Source organism: Marinobacter sp. AL4B, from assembly GCF_019916045.1.
GTDB lineage: Bacteria > Pseudomonadota > Gammaproteobacteria > Pseudomonadales > Oleiphilaceae > Marinobacter.
The window spans coordinates 896604-917357 of sequence record NZ_JAILWZ010000013.1; the positions used below are offsets into that span (position 1 = coordinate 896604).

The 20754-nt window shown below is 56.0% G+C and carries 16 protein-coding genes and 1 tRNA gene; 9 read left to right on the forward strand and 8 right to left on the reverse strand.

Going from position 1 to position 20754, the window contains the following annotated elements; genetic code table 11:
• The first annotated feature begins 47 nt into the window (after positions 1 to 47).
• The 6 genes from K5L82_RS14420 (at position 48) to K5L82_RS14445 (ending at position 9439) form a co-directional block, all read left to right on the forward strand.
• Positions 48 to 1748, forward strand: coding sequence for a VRR-NUC domain-containing protein (locus K5L82_RS14420; RefSeq protein ID WP_223134619.1), 1701 nt, complete (start codon positions 48 to 50; stop codon positions 1746 to 1748).
• Positions 1745 to 4000 (forward strand): ATP-dependent DNA helicase, encoded by a 2256-nt coding sequence (locus K5L82_RS14425; protein WP_223134620.1) that lies wholly within the window; start codon positions 1745 to 1747, stop codon positions 3998 to 4000. Before K5L82_RS14420 ends, K5L82_RS14425 begins: the two co-directional genes overlap by 4 nt.
• A gap of 144 nt (positions 4001 to 4144) precedes the next feature.
• Positions 4145 to 5143: an HlyD family secretion protein gene (locus tag K5L82_RS14430; RefSeq protein ID WP_133006943.1), complete on the forward strand. Its 999-nt coding sequence runs from the start codon at positions 4145 to 4147 to the stop codon at positions 5141 to 5143.
• Positions 5136 to 7871 carry a ribosome-associated ATPase/putative transporter RbbA gene (rbbA, locus tag K5L82_RS14435; protein ID WP_223134621.1) on the forward strand — a complete coding sequence of 912 codons (2736 nt, stop codon included), beginning with the start codon at positions 5136 to 5138 and terminating at the stop codon, positions 7869 to 7871. Before K5L82_RS14430 ends, rbbA begins: the two co-directional genes overlap by 8 nt.
• Before the next feature lie 2 nt (positions 7872 to 7873).
• Positions 7874 to 8992 carry an ABC transporter permease gene (locus tag K5L82_RS14440; protein WP_223134622.1) on the forward strand — a complete coding sequence of 373 codons (1119 nt, stop codon included), beginning with the start codon at positions 7874 to 7876 and terminating at the stop codon, positions 8990 to 8992.
• A 54-nt stretch (positions 8993 to 9046) separates the two neighbouring features.
• Positions 9047 to 9439 (forward strand): globin, encoded by a 393-nt coding sequence (locus K5L82_RS14445; RefSeq protein WP_133006940.1) that lies wholly within the window; start codon positions 9047 to 9049, stop codon positions 9437 to 9439.
• Positions 9440 to 9505: 66 nt separating this feature from the next.
• Here the strand turns inward: K5L82_RS14445 and K5L82_RS14450 are convergent, their stop codons facing one another.
• Positions 9506 to 9877, reverse strand: a complete 372-nt coding sequence (locus K5L82_RS14450) for a VOC family protein (RefSeq protein ID WP_223134623.1) — start codon at positions 9875 to 9877, stop codon at positions 9506 to 9508.
• A 133-nt stretch (positions 9878 to 10010) separates the two neighbouring features.
• Here K5L82_RS14450 and K5L82_RS14455 point away from each other — a divergent pair, with 133 nt between their 5' ends.
• On the forward strand, positions 10011 to 10526 hold the full coding sequence (locus K5L82_RS14455) for a lipocalin family protein (protein WP_223134624.1): 516 nt from the start codon (positions 10011 to 10013) through the stop codon (positions 10524 to 10526).
• Between the two features lie 19 nt (positions 10527 to 10545).
• On the opposite strand, the gene K5L82_RS14460 is transcribed toward K5L82_RS14455, so the two are convergent.
• From K5L82_RS14460 to def, 7 genes are all read right to left on the reverse strand, one after another.
• Positions 10546 to 10622: transfer RNA gene (locus K5L82_RS14460), tRNA-Pro, on the reverse strand.
• A gap of 88 nt (positions 10623 to 10710) precedes the next feature.
• Positions 10711 to 12792, reverse strand: coding sequence for a glycine--tRNA ligase subunit beta (gene glyS / locus K5L82_RS14465; protein WP_223134625.1), 2082 nt, complete (start codon positions 12790 to 12792; stop codon positions 10711 to 10713).
• Positions 12792 to 13817 carry a glycine--tRNA ligase subunit alpha gene (gene glyQ, locus K5L82_RS14470; protein WP_133006936.1) on the reverse strand — a complete coding sequence of 342 codons (1026 nt, stop codon included), beginning with the start codon at positions 13815 to 13817 and terminating at the stop codon, positions 12792 to 12794. The genes glyS and glyQ overlap by 1 nt, the downstream gene beginning before the upstream one ends.
• A 136-nt stretch (positions 13818 to 13953) precedes the next feature.
• Positions 13954 to 15357, reverse strand: coding sequence for a Trk system potassium transporter TrkA (gene trkA, locus K5L82_RS14475; RefSeq protein WP_133006935.1), 1404 nt, complete (start codon positions 15355 to 15357; stop codon positions 13954 to 13956).
• A complete protein-coding gene (gene rsmB / locus K5L82_RS14480) occupies positions 15354 to 16655 on the reverse strand; it encodes a 16S rRNA (cytosine(967)-C(5))-methyltransferase RsmB (RefSeq protein ID WP_223134626.1) in 1302 nt (433 codons plus the stop codon). The genes trkA and rsmB overlap by 4 nt, the downstream gene beginning before the upstream one ends.
• 2 nt (positions 16656 to 16657) lie before the next feature.
• On the reverse strand, positions 16658 to 17593 hold the full coding sequence (gene fmt, locus K5L82_RS14485) for a methionyl-tRNA formyltransferase (protein ID WP_223134627.1): 936 nt from the start codon (positions 17591 to 17593) through the stop codon (positions 16658 to 16660).
• Between the two features lie 96 nt (positions 17594 to 17689).
• Positions 17690 to 18193 carry a peptide deformylase gene (gene def, locus K5L82_RS14490; RefSeq protein ID WP_133006932.1) on the reverse strand — a complete coding sequence of 168 codons (504 nt, stop codon included), beginning with the start codon at positions 18191 to 18193 and terminating at the stop codon, positions 17690 to 17692.
• A 299-nt stretch (positions 18194 to 18492) separates the two neighbouring features.
• Between def and K5L82_RS14495 the strand changes: the two genes are divergently transcribed.
• Both K5L82_RS14495 and dprA read left to right on the forward strand, forming a co-directional pair.
• Entirely contained in the window at positions 18493 to 19506 is a 1014-nt protein-coding gene (locus tag K5L82_RS14495) for a LysM peptidoglycan-binding domain-containing protein (RefSeq protein WP_133006931.1), read from the forward strand.
• 105 nt (positions 19507 to 19611) lie between these two features.
• Positions 19612 to 20751 carry a DNA-processing protein DprA gene (dprA, locus tag K5L82_RS14500; protein WP_223134628.1) on the forward strand — a complete coding sequence of 380 codons (1140 nt, stop codon included), beginning with the start codon at positions 19612 to 19614 and terminating at the stop codon, positions 20749 to 20751.
• Positions 20752 to 20754 lie beyond the last annotated feature (3 nt).

Below are 20754 nucleotides of genomic sequence, written 5' to 3' on the forward strand. Positions count from 1 at the left end.
GGTTACCCCAAACCCGAGTTTGTTTCGTCAGGCAGGATAGCCCTTTCATGCGACAAGTGCGGTCGTATCCAAAAACAGCGGACCTTGAAAATCCCCTGTACTACTTAGAAAACATGAATACCTTGGTGGATTGGGTCGCTGAACACCACGGTGATTTGCTGACCGAAGGCGAGCGTGCGTGGCTGATAAACTTTCGCCAACTGCCTATCGCAGCCCGGGCTCTGTTGACTCGAATGATTATGCGCAGCGGTGAATTGTTCCGAGTGGATAAGTTGAATTACCCGGAACTGCCACAGCCGGAAACCGAAGCTGTGGCCGAGCTGATCGCGCAGCAATGGCTGGAGCCTGCCCCGTTGCTCGGCCTGGATGATGTGTTCCGGTTGTTTACGCTGGCGGAACTGCGGCTGAAGTATGCGGACTGGCTGGCGGACAAAGGTTGGCCCAAAAGCCTGCCCAAAGCCCAATTACGAGAAGTGCTTGCCGACACAGAGCCTGAACCTAATACAGTTGACCAGTGGTTCGAGCAGCCGGCGCCGCAAGTCGTGCGAGTTCAGGGCATGGATCTGTTTGATCGTATCCGCTTGATGTTCTTTGGCAACCTGCGCCAAAGCTGGACCGATTTCGTGTTGGTGGAACTGGGCGTACAGCAATTTGAAACCGTGCCTTTCACCCCCGAATCCCGGGCCTTTCAGCACCGGGCGGAAGTAGACAGTTACCTGCAGATGCACCAGTGCCGGGAGCGCTTGGACGAAGGCGAACCGGCTGACGACGTTTGGGCAGATATTCCCGATCCTGTGGATAACTCTTGGCTCACCAGCCGCCGGAATCGTCTGCTCTTGGAGCTGGGCCGACAGGCTGAGCGGCAAAGCAACCCGGAATTGGCATTGCAGGCGTGGGCCGCCAGCGGGCATCGTGAGGCCAGGCTCAAGCAGTTGCGATTGCTGGAACGCCTGAAGCGGTTCGAAGAGGCCTGGGCCATCGCCGGTCAGTGGCAAACCGGTGAATTGAGCGATGCCGAAGCCCAGGGGCTGGAGCGAATTCTGAAACGGCTGGCACCGAAAATGGGTGAACCGAAACCTCAAGAGCCGGCCAAACCATTAATTCGGGAACTCACCGTTACCTTGCCGAAACCGGACACCGGCTCTGTCGAACATGCGGCCTTGGCGCATCTCAGTACCGACGAAGCGCCGGTGTTTTATGTGGAAAACACGCTGATCAATGCTTTGTTCGGCCTACTTTGCTGGCCGGTGATCTTCAAACCCATCGCTGGCGCGTTCTTCCACCCATTCCATGCCGGCCCGGTAGACCTGACCCGCGAAGACTTTGTCGCCCGTCGACAGGCGGATTTTGATCAATGCTTCGCGGTGTTGAAAACGGGAACCTATCGGGAAAAGATTCTAGGCACCTTTCGAGCGAAGCAGGGTATTGCTAACCCCTTTGTGGTTTGGCCGGTGGTGACCGAAGCTTTGCTGGAGCGAGCTCTGGATTGTATTCCGGCTGAGCAGCTAAGTGCACTGTTCCAGCGCTTGCTGACCAACGTGAAAGAACACCGAAGCGGCTTCCCGGACCTGATTCGTTTTATCCCTGACGCCAAAGCTCCCGAACACCGTTATGAAATGATTGAAGTGAAAGGGCCCGGTGACCGATTGCAGGATCACCAACGCCGTTGGCTCGCCTTTTTTGACCAGCAAGGCATACCCGCCAGTGTGTGTTATGTACGCTGGCAAGAAGCCGAGGTGAGCTCATGAAGGTGGCCGTTCGGACCCTGTGCGAGTTTGCAGCTCGCCACGGTGATCTGGACTTCCGGTACATCCCGGCCCCGAGCGCAGAAGAAGGTATTGCGGGCCACCAAGCAATTCAGGATAACCGCGGTTACGGCTATAAAAGCGAGTATTCACTTACCGGAGAGTGCTTGGGGTTAGAGCTATCCGGAAGGGCTGATGGTTATAATCCGCACAACGGACGACTGGAGGAGATCAAAACCCATCGGGGGGATGTGTCCCGGATTCGTGCGCATCAACGGGCGCTGCACCGCGCCCAGTTACGGGTCTATGGCGCGCTGTTATGCCGCCAGGAAAAGCGCAAGAAGCTGGAGCTGGCGCTGGTTTATTTCGACATCGGCAAGAGCAAAGAGACCTCGATGCTGGAAACCGCCAGTGCTGACGAGCTGTGGCAAGAACTCGAAGCCCTATGCACCCTTTATAAAGCCTGGGCTGAACAGGAAGAGCATCATCGGGAACAGCGTAATGCCCTGCTGACGGGCCTTATTTTCCCGTTCCCGGACTTTCGCCCGCGCCAGCGGCAGCTGGCCGAAACGGTGTATAAAAATGCCGTAAAAGGCGAAACCTTGCTGCTGGAGGCGCCCACCGGCCTGGGCAAAACTCTGGGCACCCTGTTTCCGGCCTTAATGGCCATGCCCGCGGCGGATCAGGACCGACTGTGCTACCTCACCTGCCGAAATACCGCCCGACAGTTGGCGCTGGATGCTGTGGATAAGTTGCGTTCAGCCCAGGACCCGTTGCAGCCATGGCCGTTACGCACGTTGGAGTTGGTGTCTAAAGACGACGCCTGCGAGCACCCGGACAAAGCGTGTCATGGCGATTCCTGCCCGTTGGCGCAAGGCTTTTTCGATCGTTTGCCGGATGCTCGGGCTGAAGCCGTTCAAAGCAGAAGTCCACTTACTCAGGATGTTTTGCAGCAAATCGCTGCAGGTCATGACATTTGCCCCTATTTCCTGGCTCAGGAAATGGCTCGATGGAGCGATCTGGTGATTGGCGATGTGAACCGGATGTTTGACCAATCCGCTCTGCTCCACGGGTTGATTCGCCAAAACAACTGGAAGGCCGGTGTGTTGGTGGACGAAGCCCATAATCTGGTGGATCGTGGCCGTGGTATGTACTCGGTGCGGCTGGATCAGCAGCGTTTGCTGAAGGTAAAGAAAACCGCGCCCAAACCGCTGAAGTCGGCCTTGGAGCGAACCGCTCGGGCCTGGCAAAGTCTAATCCGCGATTACGGAGAGCAAAGCCAATCGGTGTTTTTGGCCACCCTGCCCTCTCAGTTATTGGGGGCCTTGCAGGCAATGGTGTCTACTATCACCGATTACCTCGCCGATAACCCACCAGACTTGCCCTTACAGGAAGTACTGTTTGAAAGTGTGGCGTTTATGAAGCTGGCAGACAGCTTCGGGGATCACTCTCTGTGTGAATTCCAACGCAGCGGTCGGGGGCGTGCCAGCTTAACGTTGCAGAACCTTATTCCAGCGGATTTTCTCAGAGACCGCTTTGCCGCGGCCAACTCGGTGCTGTTGTTCTCCGCGACCCTGAGTCCCGGCGTTTATTACCGGGATCTGCTGGGCCTGCCGGAACATAGCCGGTTTACCTCCCTGCCGAGCCCGTTCAGTGCGGACCAGTTGCAGGTGAACTTCACGCCCGGCATCAGTACCCGACAGGTACACCGGGAAGCGTCGCTGCAACCCATCGCGGAGGTGATTGCCAGCCAGTACCGACAGCGTCCCGGTCATTATCTGGCGTTCTTCAGCAGCTTCAAATACGCCAACGAAGCCAGCAGGACGTTGGCAGAATACGCCCGGGATATTCCGCAACGCAGTCAGCAACCAGGCATGAGCCCGGAGCAGCGTCGGGAATTCTTGGCCGGATTCCAGAAGCCCAACGGCAGTGTGGCTTTCGCGGTATTGGGTGGGGTGTTCAGTGAAGGCATTGATCTGCCTGGTGATCAGCTCATCGGAGCGTTTGTCGCCACTTTGGGTCTGCCGCCCTTTGACGCCTGGCATGAAATTCTGAAGGCGCGGCTTCAGCAGCGGTTTGGCAACGGCTATGACTACACCTACTTGATTCCCGGCCTACAAAAGGTGGCCCAGGCGGCAGGCCGGGTTATCCGAACGCCAGAAGACCAAGGGGTGATCTGGCTGATTGATGATCGTTTCATGAAGCGTTCAGTGAATCGATTATTACCGGGGTGGTGGTTTCCTGACCGCCAGTAAGCGTTTGGCCGCCCAACGTCATCTGGCATAAAACGGGTTGAATTCAAAAACTTTGCAAGCTAATTGACCCCTGTCAGAACCACTATTCCATTTTTCCTTATACTAATGGCCAAGACCGAATTTCTTTTTTATCAAGGAAGGGCTATGGCCAGTAAAGGTATTCACACTTCTTCTAAGCTCATTATTACGCTGGTTGTTTTAGCTACTATTGCCATTGCGGTTTACGTCTTAATGCCGAATGGCGATGAATTGCCCGAGCACATTGCTTCTGGCAATGGCCGCATCGAAGCCACAGAAGTGGATATTGCGACCCGCATTCCCGGGCGACTGGAATCCTTTGCCGTGCGTGAAGGCGAGATGGTAGAAGCCGGCCAGCAGCTGGCGGTTATGGACACTGACGAAATCAAGGCTCGTTTGTCGGCTGCGGAAGCCAATTTACGACAGGCGGAACAGGCTCGCTTACTGGCAGATGCAGTGGTAGTGCAGCGGGAAAGCGAGCGTCGCTATGCCGAAGCTGAATTGGCACGGATTGAGACCCTGGTTGACCGTGGCCATGTCTCCCGAGAACAACTGGATCGCACCCGCACGGCAGCAGAGACTGCGGGCGCAGCCCTGCAAGCGGCTCGGGTGCAAGTGGCCTCTGCAGAAGCCGGTATAGAATCAGCCCATGCCGCCATCCGGCAAATTCAGACCAATATCGATGACAGCGAACTCACCACTCCGGTGGGCGGGCGAGTGTTATATCGCTTGGCAGAGCCCGGCGAGGTACTAGCGGCCGGCGGCAAGGTTGCGACCGTGTTGGATGTCAGCGATGTGTATATGACTATTTTCCTGCCGACTTCTCAGGCGGGTCGGGTTCGAGTGGGTTCTGAAGCCCGGATTATTCTGGACGCCCTACCGGATTACGTGGTGCCCGCAGAAGTCAGTTTTGTGGCCGCAGAAGCTCAGTTTACACCCAAATCCGTGGAAACTCGCAGTGAGCGGGAGAAGTTGATGTTCCGGGTGCGCATTCGCATTAATCCGGACCTACTGAACGCTTATCGGGATCGCGTGAAAACCGGCGTACCCGGCGAAGCCTTTGTCCGTCTGGATGAAAGCCAGCCGTGGTCTGAACGTTTGGACGTGAGATTGCCCAATGATTAATTCCGTGGCTCGGCTGGAAGGAATCAGCCACACCTACGGGGAAACCATGGCACTGTCCGACATCACACTGGATTTCCCCTCTGGCTGCATGGTGGGCCTGATTGGCCCTGACGGGGTAGGTAAATCCACCTTGCTGGGACTGATTGCCGGCGCCCGCCAATTGCAACAAGGCCGTCTGGAGGTATTCGGCGGCGATATGGGCAGTTCCCGATTCAGGAATCAGGCCGCTCCGCGCATTGCCTATATGCCTCAGGGTCTGGGCGGCAACCTCTATCACACTTTGACTGTTGACGAGAACATTGCGTTCTTCGCTGACCTGTTCGGCTTGACAGGCCCCGCCCGAAAGCAGCAAATCGGTCGATTGTTGGATGCCACCGGCCTTTTAGCTTTCCGGGATCGCCCGGCCGGTAAATTGTCTGGGGGTATGAAGCAGAAGCTGGGTCTGTGTTGTGCACTTATCCACAACCCGGATTTGCTGATTTTGGATGAGCCCACCACGGGGGTAGACCCTCTGTCCCGCAAGCGCTTCTGGGATTTGATTGATACCATCCGCCAGCAAAGCACCGGCATGAGCGTGCTGGTGGCTACGGCCTATATGGAAGAGGCGGAACGCTACGATTGGCTGGTCGCCATGGATGCTGGCAGGGTGTTGGCAACCGGTTCCCCCGAAGCACTGCGCAAGCAGACACAGACGGCCAATCTGGACGATGCCTTTATTGCCCTGCTGCCGGAAACTCGTCAGGAGGGTGAGCGGGGCGAACCCGTAGCCGCCGGCGCGCTGGAGCCTGCGGCAAACGGCAGAGCCACACCCGCCATTGTCGCCAGCGATCTGACGTTGAAATTTGGCAGTTTTACTGCGGTTAAAGACGTCAGCTTTGCCATCCCGAAAGGCGAAATTTTTGGCTTTCTAGGTTCTAACGGCTGTGGCAAAACCACCACCATGAAAATGCTCACCGGCCTGCTCACTCCCACCGAGGGTAAAGTCGAGCTGTTTGGTGAGCCATTGGATGCCAAAGACCTGGCCACGCGTCGAAAAGTGGGCTACATGTCCCAATCTTTCTCCTTGTACGGAGAGCTGACCGTGCGCCAGAACCTAGAGTTGCACGCCCGGTTGTTCCATCTGCCTGCGGCCAAAATCATTGATCGCATTAACACCCTGACCCGGCAGTTCGGGCTGGATGGAGTGCTCGACCAGCGTTCTGGTAGCTTGCCTCTGGGTGTGCGCCAGCGTTTGTCTTTAGCGGTAGCCGTTGTCCACGAGCCGGAATTACTGATCTTGGACGAACCTACCTCTGGCGTTGACCCCGGTGCCCGTAACCGGTTCTGGCAGTTGCTGATGCGCTTGTCCCGGGAAGATGGTGTGACCATTTTCATTTCCACTCACTTCATGAACGAGGGTGAGCGCTGCGATCGTATTTCGTTGATGCACGCCGGAGAGGTGTTGGCCTGTGACACGCCCGAGGCGTTGATTGAACAAACGGGCGGTGACAGCTTGGAAGAAGCGTTCATGACGACGTTGGAAGCGGTGGATAAAGAGCCCGAACCGCAAGCCCATGGCGCTCTGCTGGGTGAGGATAACGGGCACGGCTTCCGCCACAAAGTCTTCAGTTCTCGGCGCTTGTTGGCTTATGGTCGGCGAGAAGCCCGGGAATTGTTGAGGGACCCTATCCGCATGGCGTTCGCTTTTGTGGGCTCTGCGCTACTTATGTTAATACTCGGTTACGGCATCACCTTGGACGTAGAAGATTTGTCGTTCGCCGTGCTTGACCGTGACCAGACACCCCAAAGCCGGGATTATGTGAGGGCCATATCGGGTTCCCGCTACTTTCGGGAGCACGCGGTTATTACTTCGGCAGAGGAACTGGATCAGCGAATGCGTTCCGGTGAACTGAGTTTGGCTATCGAAATCCCCTCCGGCTTCGGAAAAGATCTGAAACGGGGACGGACCACCGAGTTAGCATTGTGGCTGGACGGTGCTATGCCCTTCCGGGGTGAAACTATCCTTGGTTATGTGCAGGGAGTGCACGTCAGTTACCTGAGTGAGCTTGCCCGGCAGACATGGGGCCAGGTGCCTGCAATAAGCCTGATTAACCTAGAAGCCCGGTACCGTTATAACCAGGACTTCCGCAGTCTGGACGCTATGGTGCCAGCGGTCATTCCGATTCTGCTGATCTTTATTCCGTCGATACTGATGGCGCTGGGGATTGTGCGGGAGAAAGAGCTGGGCTCTATCACCAACCTGTACGTAACACCGGTTACCCGCCTGGAGTTTTTGTTGGGCAAGCAATTGCCTTACATTGTTTTCAGCATGATCAGCTACGTAAGTCTGGTTTTGCTGGCGTTGTACCTGTTTGATGTGGAGCTCAAGGGGGGAGTCCTGACACTCACGTTGGGGGCACTGTTGTTTGTAACAACAACAACGGCTCTGGGCCAAGTGATTTCCACCTTTGCCTCCACCCAGATTGCTGCGCTGGCCGCCACGGCCATTATTACCATTCTGCCTACCGTGCAGTTCTCTGGTCTGACCGAACCGGTATCATCCCTTAGCGGTGCCGGTGCCTTGATTGGGCCGATATGGCCTGCCACCTGGTTCCTGCAGATCAGCCGAGGTGTATTTACCAAGGGCCTTACCCTGATGGATCTGCAGGGCGCATTTTTGGCGTTGACAGTCTTTATTCCCGTGCTGACCGGATTGGCTGTGGTACTGCTCAGAAAACAGGGACGCTGAAAATGGAATCTTTAGGCAATATCTGGAACTTGGGTATCAAAGAATTGCGTAGCCTATGGCAGGACAAAGTGCTGATGATCTTTGTTCTGCTGGCGTTCACTCTGATGATTTATACCGCGGGTTCTGCTGGCTCCATGGAGCTACACAACGCCCCGATTGCCGTGGTGGATGAAGACCAGACCGTGCTTTCCGGTAGAGTCATCAGCTCCTTGCAGGAGCCTTGGTTCCAACCACCGGAAATCGTACGTTATGATCAGATTGATCACTTGCTGGATAAGGGCAGTCATACCTTCGCTCTGGTGATCCCGGAAGGGTTTGAGCGCAAGATCCGGCAAGGCCAGCAAGTGGATTTGCAACTGAATATTGACGCTACCCGGATGAGCCAGGCCTTTATTGGCACCTCCTACATTGAGCGTTTCGTCATGACGGAAGTGGCGGAGTTTCTGCAGCCCGGGAGCTCCACCAAGGATTTGCCCGTTACCCTGGTGACTCGCGCCAGTTTCAACCCGAATCTGGATGGTACCTGGTTTGGTGGCGTCATGGAGTTGATCACACAGATCACTCTGATCAGCATTATCCTGACCGGTGCTGCGCTGATACGGGAACGTGAACACGGCACTGTAGAGCATCTAATGGTGATGCCGTTGCGGCCCTTCGAGATCATGGCCTCCAAAGTCTGGGCCAACGGCGTTGTGGTGTTGCTGGTCGCATCTATGTCGATCACACTGGTTATTCAGGGGTGGCTGAATGTACCCATCGCTGGCTCCATTTGGCTGTTTTTGTTCGGAGCCTTGATCCACCTATTCTCCACCACTGCCATTGGTATTCTGATTGGTACGGTGGCTCGTACCATGCCGCAATTTGGCCTGCTGTTGATTCTCACCATACTGCCGTTGCAGCTGTTGTCGGGAGGCATTACGCCACGGGAGAGCATGCCGGAGCTGGTTCAGAATGTTATGTTGGCAGCCCCCACGACCCACTTTGTGACCATGGCACAGGCGATTCTTTATCGCGGTGCAGGGTTTGACGTAGTTTGGCCACAGATGTTGGCACTGGTGGCTATTGGTGGGGTGTTTTTTACTGCAGCACTGGTTTTATTCCGGCGGCATTTGTCGGTGTGATTAACCGCCAGTTACTCCCGTTTACTTCACTTATCCCCAAGGCAGACACAGCAGATGAATAACACCGATCTTGTTTTCCAGAGCTATGGCCGCTGTTGCCGAAAAGAAGAGTTCTTTGTCGATTTTTACGATTTCTTCATGGCGAGTTCAGACGCTATTCGTAAGCGCTTTGCGGACACCGATATGTCCGCCCAGCGACATTTGCTCCGTCACGGCGTGATGCAAATTATTCTTGTGGCCCGAGGCATGCCCGACCGTAAACTCCGGGATTTGGGAGAGAGCCACAACCGCAACAATTATGACATCCAGCCGGAATGGTATGGCTTGTGGGAAGAAGCCCTACTGAAAACCGTGCGCATGCACGATCCGGAATATACGCCCGCTTTGCGCATAGCTTGGAAAGAGGTGTTGAAGCCGGGGATTGATCTGATTCGTGGAGCTTACTAAGGCTCTCGGTGTGTGTTCTGAATGTTTAAAAGGCCCTGCAGTGGTTAGCTGCGGGGCTTTTTTTGATCAACCGAACTGGAAGAAGGCCAGTTTGTTGCCGTCTGGGTCACGGACGTAGGCACCGTAGAACTGGTTCGGGATACGCTGTCCCGGCTCGCCATCGCAGGTGGCGCCCAATTCAAGGGCTTTCTTGTGGAGGCTGTCGACGACTTCTTTTGAGCCTGGCTGAATCGCCAGCATGTTGCCATTGCCCGGTTGGTTCGGCTCACCGTTGAACGGTGTGCACACGGCCAGCATTGGCGAGCTCATGTCTTTACCAATAAACGCTATGCGGCCCATATCCAGCAGCACTTTTGCACCCATGTCGCCCAGCAAGTCGCTGTAGAACTGCTTGGCTTTGTCCATATCGCTGACGCCGAGGGTTACATATCCGATCATAAAGATTCTCCGTTAGTCGTTGAGGTTTGGGTATACGCAAAAAATCGGAAGTCAGAGCAGTTCACAATGATAGCGGAGTTCTTCGCTTTGTAATGCTATCGTCTCGGAAGCATTTTAAGACTAAGGATACCCCATGAAGCGCTATGCTCTGTTAAGCACCATACTACTGTTATTGCAGGGTTGCACCGGTCTACCTAAAGACATCGTCCCGGTCACCGGTTTCGAGAAGGAGCGTTTTCTCGGCACCTGGTACGAAATCGCCCGCCTCGACCATTCTTTCGAATCGGGCCTGAGCCAAGTCACTGCAGAGTACACCGCCAACCAGGACGGCAGCATTCACGTTCTGAACCGTGGCTACAACGAGGCCAAAGATGAATGGACAGAAGCCGAGGGCCGAGCCGTGTTTGTGGGTGACAGCCATGTGGGCCACTTGAAGGTGTCTTTCTTCGGGCCTTTCTATGGCTCGTACGTGGTGTTTGAACTCGAAAAAGAAAACTACTCGCGCGCTTACCTAACCAGCTACAACCGGGATTTCCTGTGGTTTCTGTCCCGAACGCCGGAGGTGAGCGAGGACGAATTGGAAGCGTTTAAAGCCAGAGCGGTGGCGGAAGGTTTTGAATTGGGGGAATTGATTGTGGTGGAGCAGTAAAAAAAGAAAAGCGGGAAAATGGTCGGCGTGGCAGGATTCGAACCTGCGACCCCTTCGTCCCGAACGAAGTGCGCTACCAAGCTGCGCCACACGCCGATCAACGGCCGGTATTATACGGATTACCGGCCGTTTTGCTAGCCCCTTCCCTGGGGAAATACCTACTTAAAACTGCGCGTTAGCCTGTTTACCCGGCAGTGGGTAACAGGGAAATATCCGCAACGCGGAGGAACAGATTGCGAAGACGGTTGAGCAACGCCAAACGGTTGTTTTTAACGGCTTCATCATCCGCCATCACCATCACTTCGTCGAAGAAGTTATCCACAGGCTCGCGTAGGCTTGCCAAGGAAGTCAGAGCGGTGGCGTAGTCGCCTTGCTCGAACAACGGCAATACTTTCGCGGCCTGTTCTTCAACCTTCTGTGCCAGAACTTTCTCGGGCTCATCCTGTAGCAATGCGTTGTCAACGGTTTCGCCGATGCTGTCACCGCCTTGCTTGGTCAGGATGTTCGATACCCGCTTGTTGGCACCGGCCAAAGCCAGGGCTTCTGAAAGCTGGCGGAAGGCTTCAACGGCTTTCACGCGGCGATTGAAATCCAGTGGGCAGGTCGGGCGACGTGCGTGCACGGCCAGATAGACTTCGGCACTGATGCCCTGCTCGTCGTAGAAAGCACGGAAGCGTTCGAGCATGTAGTTGACCACGGTGCTGGCAGTGTTCTCTTCAGTCAGTACCGTGAAGTTCTCTTCTGCCCATTCACACAGGGTCTGCAAATCCAGAGGCAATTCGCGCTCAATGATGATGCGCAGCACACCGAGGGACGCACGGCGCAGGGCGAACGGGTCACGAGTACCGGAAGGCGGCTGGTTGATGCCAAACAGCCCTACCAATGAGTCGATACGGTCCGCGATGGCGACGGCGCAACCGGTCAGGGTCGTGGGCAGGTCGTCACCGGCAAAACGCGGCATGTACTGCTCGTTCAGGGCCTTGGCAACGTCCGCGTGCTCACTGTCGTCGGTGGCGTAGTAGCTGCCCATGATGCCTTGCAGATCAGTGAACTCCAGCACCATTTCGGTAACCAAATCGGTCTTGGCGAGCATGGCGGCACGCTCGGCCAGCGCGGGATCACTGTCGATCGCGTCGGCGATTTTCTTGGCCAGTGCAGCGACGCGCACAGACTTGTCGTAAATGCTGCCCAGCTTTTCCTGGAAGACAATAGGTTTGAGCGCATCGATGCGATCTTCGAGCTTGGTTTTTCGGTCGGTCTCGAAGAAAAAGGCGGCGTCCGACAAGCGTGGGCGGATCACCTTCTCATTACCGGCAACCACCTGAGCCGGATCTTTGCTCTCCAGGTTGGCGACGGTAATAAACAGCGGCAGCATCTGGTCGTTGCTGTCCACCACGTGGAAGTATTTCTGGTGCTCCTTCATGGAGGAGATCAGGGCTTCGGCAGGCACTTTCAGGAAGCGCTCGTCGAAGCGGCCCATCAGCGGCACCGGCCATTCATTCAGAGCCGTTACTTCGTCGAGAAGGTCTTCATCGATAACGGCAACACCACCGGCTTCGTTCTTGGCCAGTGCGTTCACACCGGCACGGATCTGCTCACGACGCTCGGCGAAATCCGCCAGTACGTAACCTTCTTGCTTGAGGACGGTTTCGTAGTCAGCCGGGGTTGGAATGATCAGTTCTTTCGGGCAGTGGAAGCGATGGCCACGGGTTTTGTTGCCTGGCTTCAGGTTCATGATCGGGGTTTCGATCACGTTGTTGCCGTACAGCATGATCAGCCAATGGACCGGGCGCACGAATTCCGTGCGGTGGGCCCCCCAGCGCATGCGTTTGGGAATGGGCAAGGCCGACAGAGACTGATTGACCAGTTCGGGCAGAAGCTCAACGGTGGGCTTGCCCTTTTCAACGGTACGGAACACCAGCCAGGCACCTTTGTCGGTTTCCAGCGTGTCCAGTTGATCGGGGGTAACGCCCAATGAGGTGGCGAACCCGGTCAGTGCGCGGGTCGGGTTGCCGGCATCATCAAAGGCGGCTTTAACCGCGGGGCCGCGCTTTTCCACAGACTTGTCGGGTTGGGCATCAGCGAGATCCCGAATACGCACGGCCAAACGGCGTGGAGCTGCGAACGCTTCTACTTTGCCGAAGTCAACGCCAGCGTCTTCCAAGCCTTTGGTGATGCCTTGGGTGAAGGCGTCAGACAGGCCTTTGAGGGCTTTCGGAGGCAATTCCTCGGTGCCTAGTTCGACTAGAAAATCCTGTGTAGCCATTATGCTTTCCCCTGTTCCTGCTGTGCCTTTTTCGCTTTTCCGGACTTCTTGCTTTTGGCTTTGGCGTCAGCCGCATCGGCTGCTGCCAATACCTCTTTGCGAAGGGCTTCCGGGGCCAACGGGAAACCTTGCTTGCGACGGCTTTCAAAATAAGCCTGAGCCACGGAGCGAGCCAGGGTACGTACACGCAGGATGAAACGCTGGCGCTCGGTTACTGAGATGGCGTGTCGAGCATCCAACAAGTTGAAGGTGTGGGAGGCCTTGAGTACCTGCTCGTAGGCAGGCAGCGGCAGGCCGGCTTCGATCAGGCGGGCACTTTCCCGCTCGTAAACGTCGAAGCTGTGGAACAGGAACTCGGTGTCGGCGTGCTCGAAGTTGTAGGTGGACTGTTCCACTTCGTTCTGGTGGAACACGTCGCCGTAAGTTACTACGCCATCCGGGCCGTTAGTCCAGACCAGATCGTAGACGCTGTCCACGCCCTGCAGGTACATGGCGATGCGCTCAAGACCGTAGGTCAGCTCGCCAGTGACCGGGTAGCATTCAAGGCCGCCAACTTGCTGGAAGTAGGTGAACTGGGTGACTTCCATACCGTTCAGCCAGATTTCCCAGCCCAGACCCCAGGCACCCAGAGTCGGGGATTCCCAGTTGTCTTCCACAAAGCGGATGTCGTGTACCAGAGGGTCTAGCCCCAACGCGCGCAACGAGTCCAGGTAAAGTTCCTGAATGTTGTCCGGAGACGGCTTGAGGACAACTTGGAACTGGTAGTAGTGCTGCAGGCGGTTCGGGTTTTCACCGTAGCGGCCGTCGGTCGGTCGGCGGCTGGGCTGCACGTAGGCGGCGTTCCAGGTCTCGGGCCCGATGGAGCGCAGGAACGTAGCCGGGTGGAATGTACCGGCGCCGACTTCCATATCGAGAGGCTGGAGTACCACGCAGCCATGCTGCGCCCAGAAATTCTGCAATGCCAGGATCAGACCTTGAAAGGTCTTGATGTCTGGCGCGGAGTTATTGGTTGCCTTGTCTGTCACGACGATTGCCTGCTGGTCAGTCTGTGTGTGGCGCTCCGTTTGAACGGAGCACTCCGAAAATTTAAAACGCGCATTATACGCTGGCTGGCGCTGCTTTTCTAAGTGCCAATCTGCGTATTGATTTGTTTGCGATCAATCAGAAGAATGTGAGCCCCACGTGGAATAGCTTCTCCACATCCCGGATCCGGGATTTATCAACCAAGAACAAAATAACGTGGTCGTTCGGTTGCACGCGTAAATGATCGTGTGCGATTAGAACCTCGCCATGGCGAACGATCGCACCGATGGTGGTGCCCGGCGGCAGGTGGATCTCATCCAGCCGTCTGCCCACTACTTTCGAGGATCGATGGTCACCGTGGGCAATGGCCTCGATGGCCTCGGCAGCCCCGCGGCGCAGGGCGTGTACGTTCACCACGTCGCCCCGGCGCACGTGGGTCAGCAAGCTGCCGATGGTGGTTTGTTGTGGCGAGATGGCAACGTCTATGACACCGCCCTGAATCAAATCGACGTAATCGGGGTTGTTGATCAATGTGAGCACTTTGCGGGCACCCAGACGTTTGGCGAGCAGCGACGCAATGATATTGGTTTCGTCGTCGTTGGTGACCGCACAAAAAACATCGGTATTCTCGATGTTTTCTTCCACCAAAATGTCTTTGTTAGCGGCGCTGCCTTCGAGCACGACAGTTCTGCGCAATTTTTCTGACAACATGATGCAGCGGTCATGATCCCGCTCGAGAATTTTTACCTGGTATCGGCTATCAAGCGCCCGTGCCAGCCGGTAACCAATGTTGCCGCCGCCGCAAATGAAAATGCGTTTATAGGGCTTTGACAGAGGTTGCAACTCGCTCATCACCGAGCGGATGTGGTCGGTGGCTGCGATGAAGAACACTTCGTCGCCGTCTTCGATCACCGTATCCCCTTTTGGGATGATGGCGCGATCTTTTCGAAAAATTGCAGCAACCCGGGTGTCAATTTTAGGCATATGGGTGCGCAGATAGGAAAGCTCTCGGCCAACCAGAGGGCCGCCTTCGATGGCTCTGATCGCTACCAGTCGGGTCAGGCCTTTGGAGAACTCCAGCACCTGAAGCGTGCCGGGGTATTCGATCAGCCGGGTGATGTGTTTGGTGACCAGCTGCTCTGGGCTGATGATGACATCAATGGGAAAGCCCCGGAGTTTATCCAGATCTTTCTCGCTATCTTTGTTGTAAAACAGCGCAGGATTGGCCAAATAGGAGCCCGCGCGCACCCGACAGATGGTGGTCGGGGTTTTGTGCAGCAGCTTGGCAACCTGGCACGCCACCATGTTGGTTTCATCGCTGTTGGTGACAGCGATCACCATGTCGGCGTCTTCGGCATTGGCCTCGTTCAGAACCGCCGGATAAGACGCCTTGCCATGCACCGTGCGAATGTCGAGGCGATCTTGCAATTCTCTAAGGCGAACGCTGTCGCTGTCGATGACGGTAATGTCGTTGGCTTCGTTGGCGAGGTGTTCGGCCAGCGTACCGCCGACCTGACCAGCACCGAGAATCAGGATGTTCATGCGTCAGGTTTCTCCAGCACGGCGTAGAAAAAGCCGTCATGGCTGTCCGGATCCGGCAACAAATTACGGCCGGCTTCCATATCCAAGCCCCAGCTCGCTTCGATGGGAATCAGCTGAGCTTGCTCTTGCTGCTTCAGGAAGCGTTGAATGATGCGGTGGTTCTCTTGCGGAAACACCGAGCAGGTGGCGTATACCAAACGGCCCCCGGGTTTCAGAATAGACCACATAGCGTTCAGCAGGCCAAGTTGAATACCAGCCAGTGGCACGATGTCGGATTCCCGGCGCAACAGTTTGATGTCCGGGTGTCGACGGATAACACCCGTGGCGCTGCACGGCACATCGAGCAAGATGCGGTCGAAGGCTTGGCCGTCCCACCATTGTTCGATGTCCGCTGCATCGGCCTCTAACAGGCTGGCGGACAGGTCGAGCCGGTCCAGATTTTCTTGCACCCGGGGCAAACGATCGGCCGATTCGTCAATGGCGACTACTTCGGAAAGCTCGGCACAGTTTTCCAGAATGGCGCAGGTTTTACCGCCTGGGGCTGCGCAAGCATCCAACACCCGTTGGCCCGGCTGCAAATCCATCAAAGTGGTGCTTAGCTGAGCGGCTTCATCCTGAACACTGACCGCGCCGTCTTCAAACCAAGGCAGATTGTCTACTGGAACCGGGCGGTCCAATTGAATGCCAAGCGGGGCGAAGCGTGTAGCTTTGGCGCCAATGCCCGCATCGCTCAGTAACTTCAGGTATTCGTCGCGGCTAAAACGCAGGGCGTTAACGCGCAAGGTCATCGGTGCTTGGGTGTTGTTGGCATCGAGGATGGTTTGCCAGTGGTCGGGCCAGTTATGACGCAGTTTTTCCACCATCCAGACCGGGTGGCTGTAGCGGCTGCTGTCGTCGCCCAGCTCTGGGGCACCTTCCCGCTCGGCCGCTCTTAATACGCCGTTGACCAGCCCAGTCAGGTGTGGCCTATCGAGTGCACGGCACGCTTCTACGGTTTCGTTGAGTACGGCATAGGTGGCCTGCTCACTAAAGCGAAGCTGGAACAGGGCAACCAGCATTAAATGGTGAATCACCCGATCGGGTTTGCGAATCGGTTTTTTCAGTCGTTGGTTGAGCTCACCGTCGAGCCGGTGAAACCAGCGGCAGGTGCCGTAGCAAATGGCCTGTAACTGGGGCCGTTGCTCTGGTGGCAGCTGGCTCAGAGCATAGGGCAGGCATTGTGACAGCGACTGTCCGTTCTCGACGGAGAGCAGCACGTCGGCGGCCACAGCGCGAAACGGCAGGGAGTCATAGAACATAATCAGTTCAGCTCCTGTTCGGGCATCAGGACGGGTTTGCCGCCGTTAATCAAATCGTTCACGCTCAGGGCGCGGGTGCCGGGCAGCTGCACTTTGCTGACTCTCAGGCTACCAGTACCGCAGGCGATGTCGATGCCTTCACGTTCACGGCGAAGCACGGTGCCGGGGGCTTTGTCGCTACGCTGCTCTATGGCTTGAGCCTGGTGCAATCGAATGCGTTGTTCGCCCAGATCGGTGAAGGTGCCGGGCCAGGGGTTGAACGCCCGGATCAGCCGCTCGATGTCGGTGGCGCTGTTATGCCAGTTAATATGGCCTTCCTCTTTGGAAAGCTTGTGGGCGTAACAGGCTTCGTCGTCGTTCTGGGGATCGCCGGCCAGCGTGTTCTGGTTCAGTTTGGCCAACGCCTCCACAATCGCGTCGCCACCCATATCCGCTAGCCGGTCATGCAGGCTGCCACCGGTATCGTCCGGGTTAATCGGTGTCGCGGTTTTCAGCAGCATGTCGCCGGTGTCCAGGCCCACATCCATCTGCATGATGGTAATGCCGGTTTCTGCGTCACCGGCCGCAATGGCCCGCTGAATCGGCGCGGCACCGCGCCAACGAGGCAATAACGAAGCGTGGATGTTCAGGCAGCCGTGGCTCGGTATCTCAAGAACCGATTTTGGCAAGATCAGACCGTAAGCTGCGACAATCATCACGTCCGGTTTCAGGGCGGCCAGCTCTTGTTGCGCCTCTTCGGACTTCAAGCTCTGGGGCTGGAGCACCGGGATGTTGGCATCCAGCGCTACTTGTTTAACCGGGCTCGGCATCAGTTTGCGGCCCCGGCCTGCGGGCCGATCAGGCTGACTGTAAACGCCTACGACAGTGTGCCCTGCCGCAAGAATGGCTTTCAGGGCGATGGCAGCGAAATCCGGAGTTCCGGCAAAAACAATGCGCACGTTGGTGTTATCTCTGTGTTGTTGAATACGAAAAAACCGGGTCGTAACCCGGTCCTGAATTCGATGTGAAGCTGAGCGACATGATCCGGCTCGGACTCAGGCGCTCTGCTTGTGGAGTTTTTCCAGCTTCTTGCGAATACGGTTGCGCTTGAGAGAGCTGAGGTAATCCACAAACAACTTGCCGTTCAGATGGTCCATCTCGTGCTGGATGCAAACCGCCAGAAGTCCGGTGGCTTCAATCACGAACTCTTCACCGTCTCTGTCTTTGGCTGTGATCCTGACGTGTTCGATGCGTTTTACATCTTCGTAAAAACCGGGCACCGACAGGCAGCCTTCCTGCATGGCTTCCAGATCGCCATCCAGTACGTCCACTTTCGGGTTGATGAATACCCGCGGCTCGCTTTTGTCTTCGGACAAATCCATCACGATGATCTGCTTGTGCACGTTGACCTGTGTCGCCGCCAGGCCAATGCCGGGGGCATCGTACATGGTCTCGAACATGTCGTCGATCAGCGTTCGGATTTCGTCGGTTACCTCGTCGACCGGCTTGGCAATGGTGCGAAGACGCGGATCCGGGTACTCAAGAATATCTAAAATCATAGTGCTCTGGCTTCTCTGAAATGCGACAGCGTACTGCGCAAATTTTCTTCACAAATCTATTATGAAGGATGTGTGATGGGGGTATTATCCGATAAATTACCGATTGAGTACAAACTGATCAGTTAATAGTGGAATTCTATCGAGTATTCCGCAGAATTTACTGGAAGAACAAAAGATAACATCACAAATCCCCATACATCTTCTATAGTAACGGGAATAACAGTGTAACAAGCTGCGGATCATCTGTGGTGATGTTACCGAACGCTAAGATTCAAGGCACGCGATCAAGGATACAGACGATGAGGAAATTGTTGTACGCTCTGGCGGCTACTGCGCTGCTATTTACCTCTTGGGCCCAGGCACAACCCGAGTTCAAGGCTGACTATCCTGAGCGTTACACGGTCGTCAAAGGGGATACCCTTTGGGACATTTCAGGGCGTTTTTTGAACAACCCCTGGTATTGGCCGGAAATCTGGCACGTTAACCCTCAGGTTGCCAACCCTCACCTGATTTATCCGGGCGACCGTTTGGCGCTGGTTTACATTGATGGCAAGCCGCGCATTACCAAGGTGGCGTCCGGCGACGTGAAACTGTCTCCGCAGATTCGTTCTGAAGCTATTGATACGCCTATCCCCGCGATTCCGCTGGATGCCATTGCCAGCTTCCTGACTGACACCCGCATTGTCAGCCCCGAAGAAATTAACGGCGCGCCTTACGTTCTGGAAGGTGAAGACGGCCGCATCATCACGGGTGCCGGCGACAAGATCTATGCTCGTGGTGAAAAACCCGCTGATCGCGTCGGCGTGTTCCGCCGCAGTCAGGAGTTTGTTGATCCGGATACTGGCGAGTTCTTGGGGCTGGAGGCGCGGAGCATCGCCCGGGGTAACGTAGCGGCCGAGAACGGTGACGTACTGACCGTTAACTTGACCCGCTCCAGCGAAGAGGTTCGCATTAGCGACCGCTTGCTGGTGAGTGAAGACCGTCGATTGACCACTAATTTTATGCCTAGCTCACCCGATGATGAGATTGAAGGTAAGATGATTTCGGTCGATGGCGGCGTTAACCAAATTGGCCAGTACAATGTAGTGGCCATTAACCGCGGAGCCCGTGAAGGCATGAAGGCAGGTAATGTGCTGGCGGTGCTGAAAGCCGGCAACCGGGTTCGTGATCCCATTACCGGCGAAACCATTGAACTGCCCTCCGAGCGGGCCGGCCTGCTGATGGTGTTCCAGGTTTACGAGAAGATGAGCTACGGTTTGGTTTTGAAAGCAACCCGTTCGCTGTCGGTGGGTGACAAGGTCGTTAACCCCTGATATTTCACTATCTGCGCAGCGCATACAGGCTGCGCGTGATGGTAAGCAGTACCATTGAATGGCTGGGCTGGAGCGCCCGGCCATTATTGTTTTCAAGGATGAAAAATGTCGGAACAGGAATTTCTGCAGTCTGAAACCGGCCGCTGGCTGGTGCTTTCGCTTCTTCCCCGGTTTGGGGTGCGAGTTCGTGAACGCGTGCAAGCCAATACCCCCAGTCTGATTGATGCCCTCGATCTGAATACCGCGACCCTCAAAGCGTTGGGTATGGGTGCCGAAGCCATTGAGCTGGTGCATGCCTGGCAAGCGAGGGATGTTCATCATCCCAAAATCCAGCACGCGCTCTGGATTCATCAAGCGTGCTTGCAGTATGGCATTGAGATCATTGGCCAGAGTCATCCCGATTTCCCGGAGGCGCTGCGGCAGATACACAGTGCGCCGCTGGTGCTTTATTTGTTGGGCGATAGCCGGTTGTTGTTGCAAGATCAGATTGGCGTAGTCGGCAGTCGCAATGCCACTCGGCAAGGCTTGGATCACGCCCGGCAATTTGCCGCGGAACTGAGCAAGCGCGGCTTGCTGATCACCAGTGGCTTGGCGCTGGGCATTGACGGAGCAGCCCATGCCGGGGCGCTGGATGCCGGACACCCGACCATTGCTGTGGTGGGTTGTGGTCTGGATCGGCTTTACCCGGCGCAGCATCGTAAACTGGCGCACCGAATCGTGGATAACGGGTTGATTGTGTCGGAGTACCCGCCGGGCACCCAGGCACGGGCCGCCTATTTCCCGCAGCGAAACCGAATTATCAGTGGCTTGAGTCGTGGCGTACTGGTGGTAGAGGCAAGTTTGAAAAGTGGCTCGTTAATTACGGCGAGAACCGCTCTTGAGCAAGGCCGTGAGGTATTCGCGATTCCCGGTTCCATTCACAGCGCGGTCGCAAAAGGCTGTCATCAACTGATCAAGCAAGGAGCGCGACTGGTCGAAACCGCGGATGATGTGCTGGAAGAGTTAGGCACCTGGTGGTCGATGCAGGAAACGCCCGCGCCGGAGGTTGCCAGTCCGGTTAAAAAATTGGATCTGGATGGCCGGGAAATCGCGGTATTCGAGGCTTTGGGGTATGATCCACAGTCTACCGATGCACTGAGCCTTGCCACCGGATTACCGGCCGATCAGTTGATGCAGTCGCTTTTGCTTCTTGAATTGGAAGGTTTGGCGTGTTCCGCCCCGGGCGGGTACTTGCGGCGAGGCTAAACG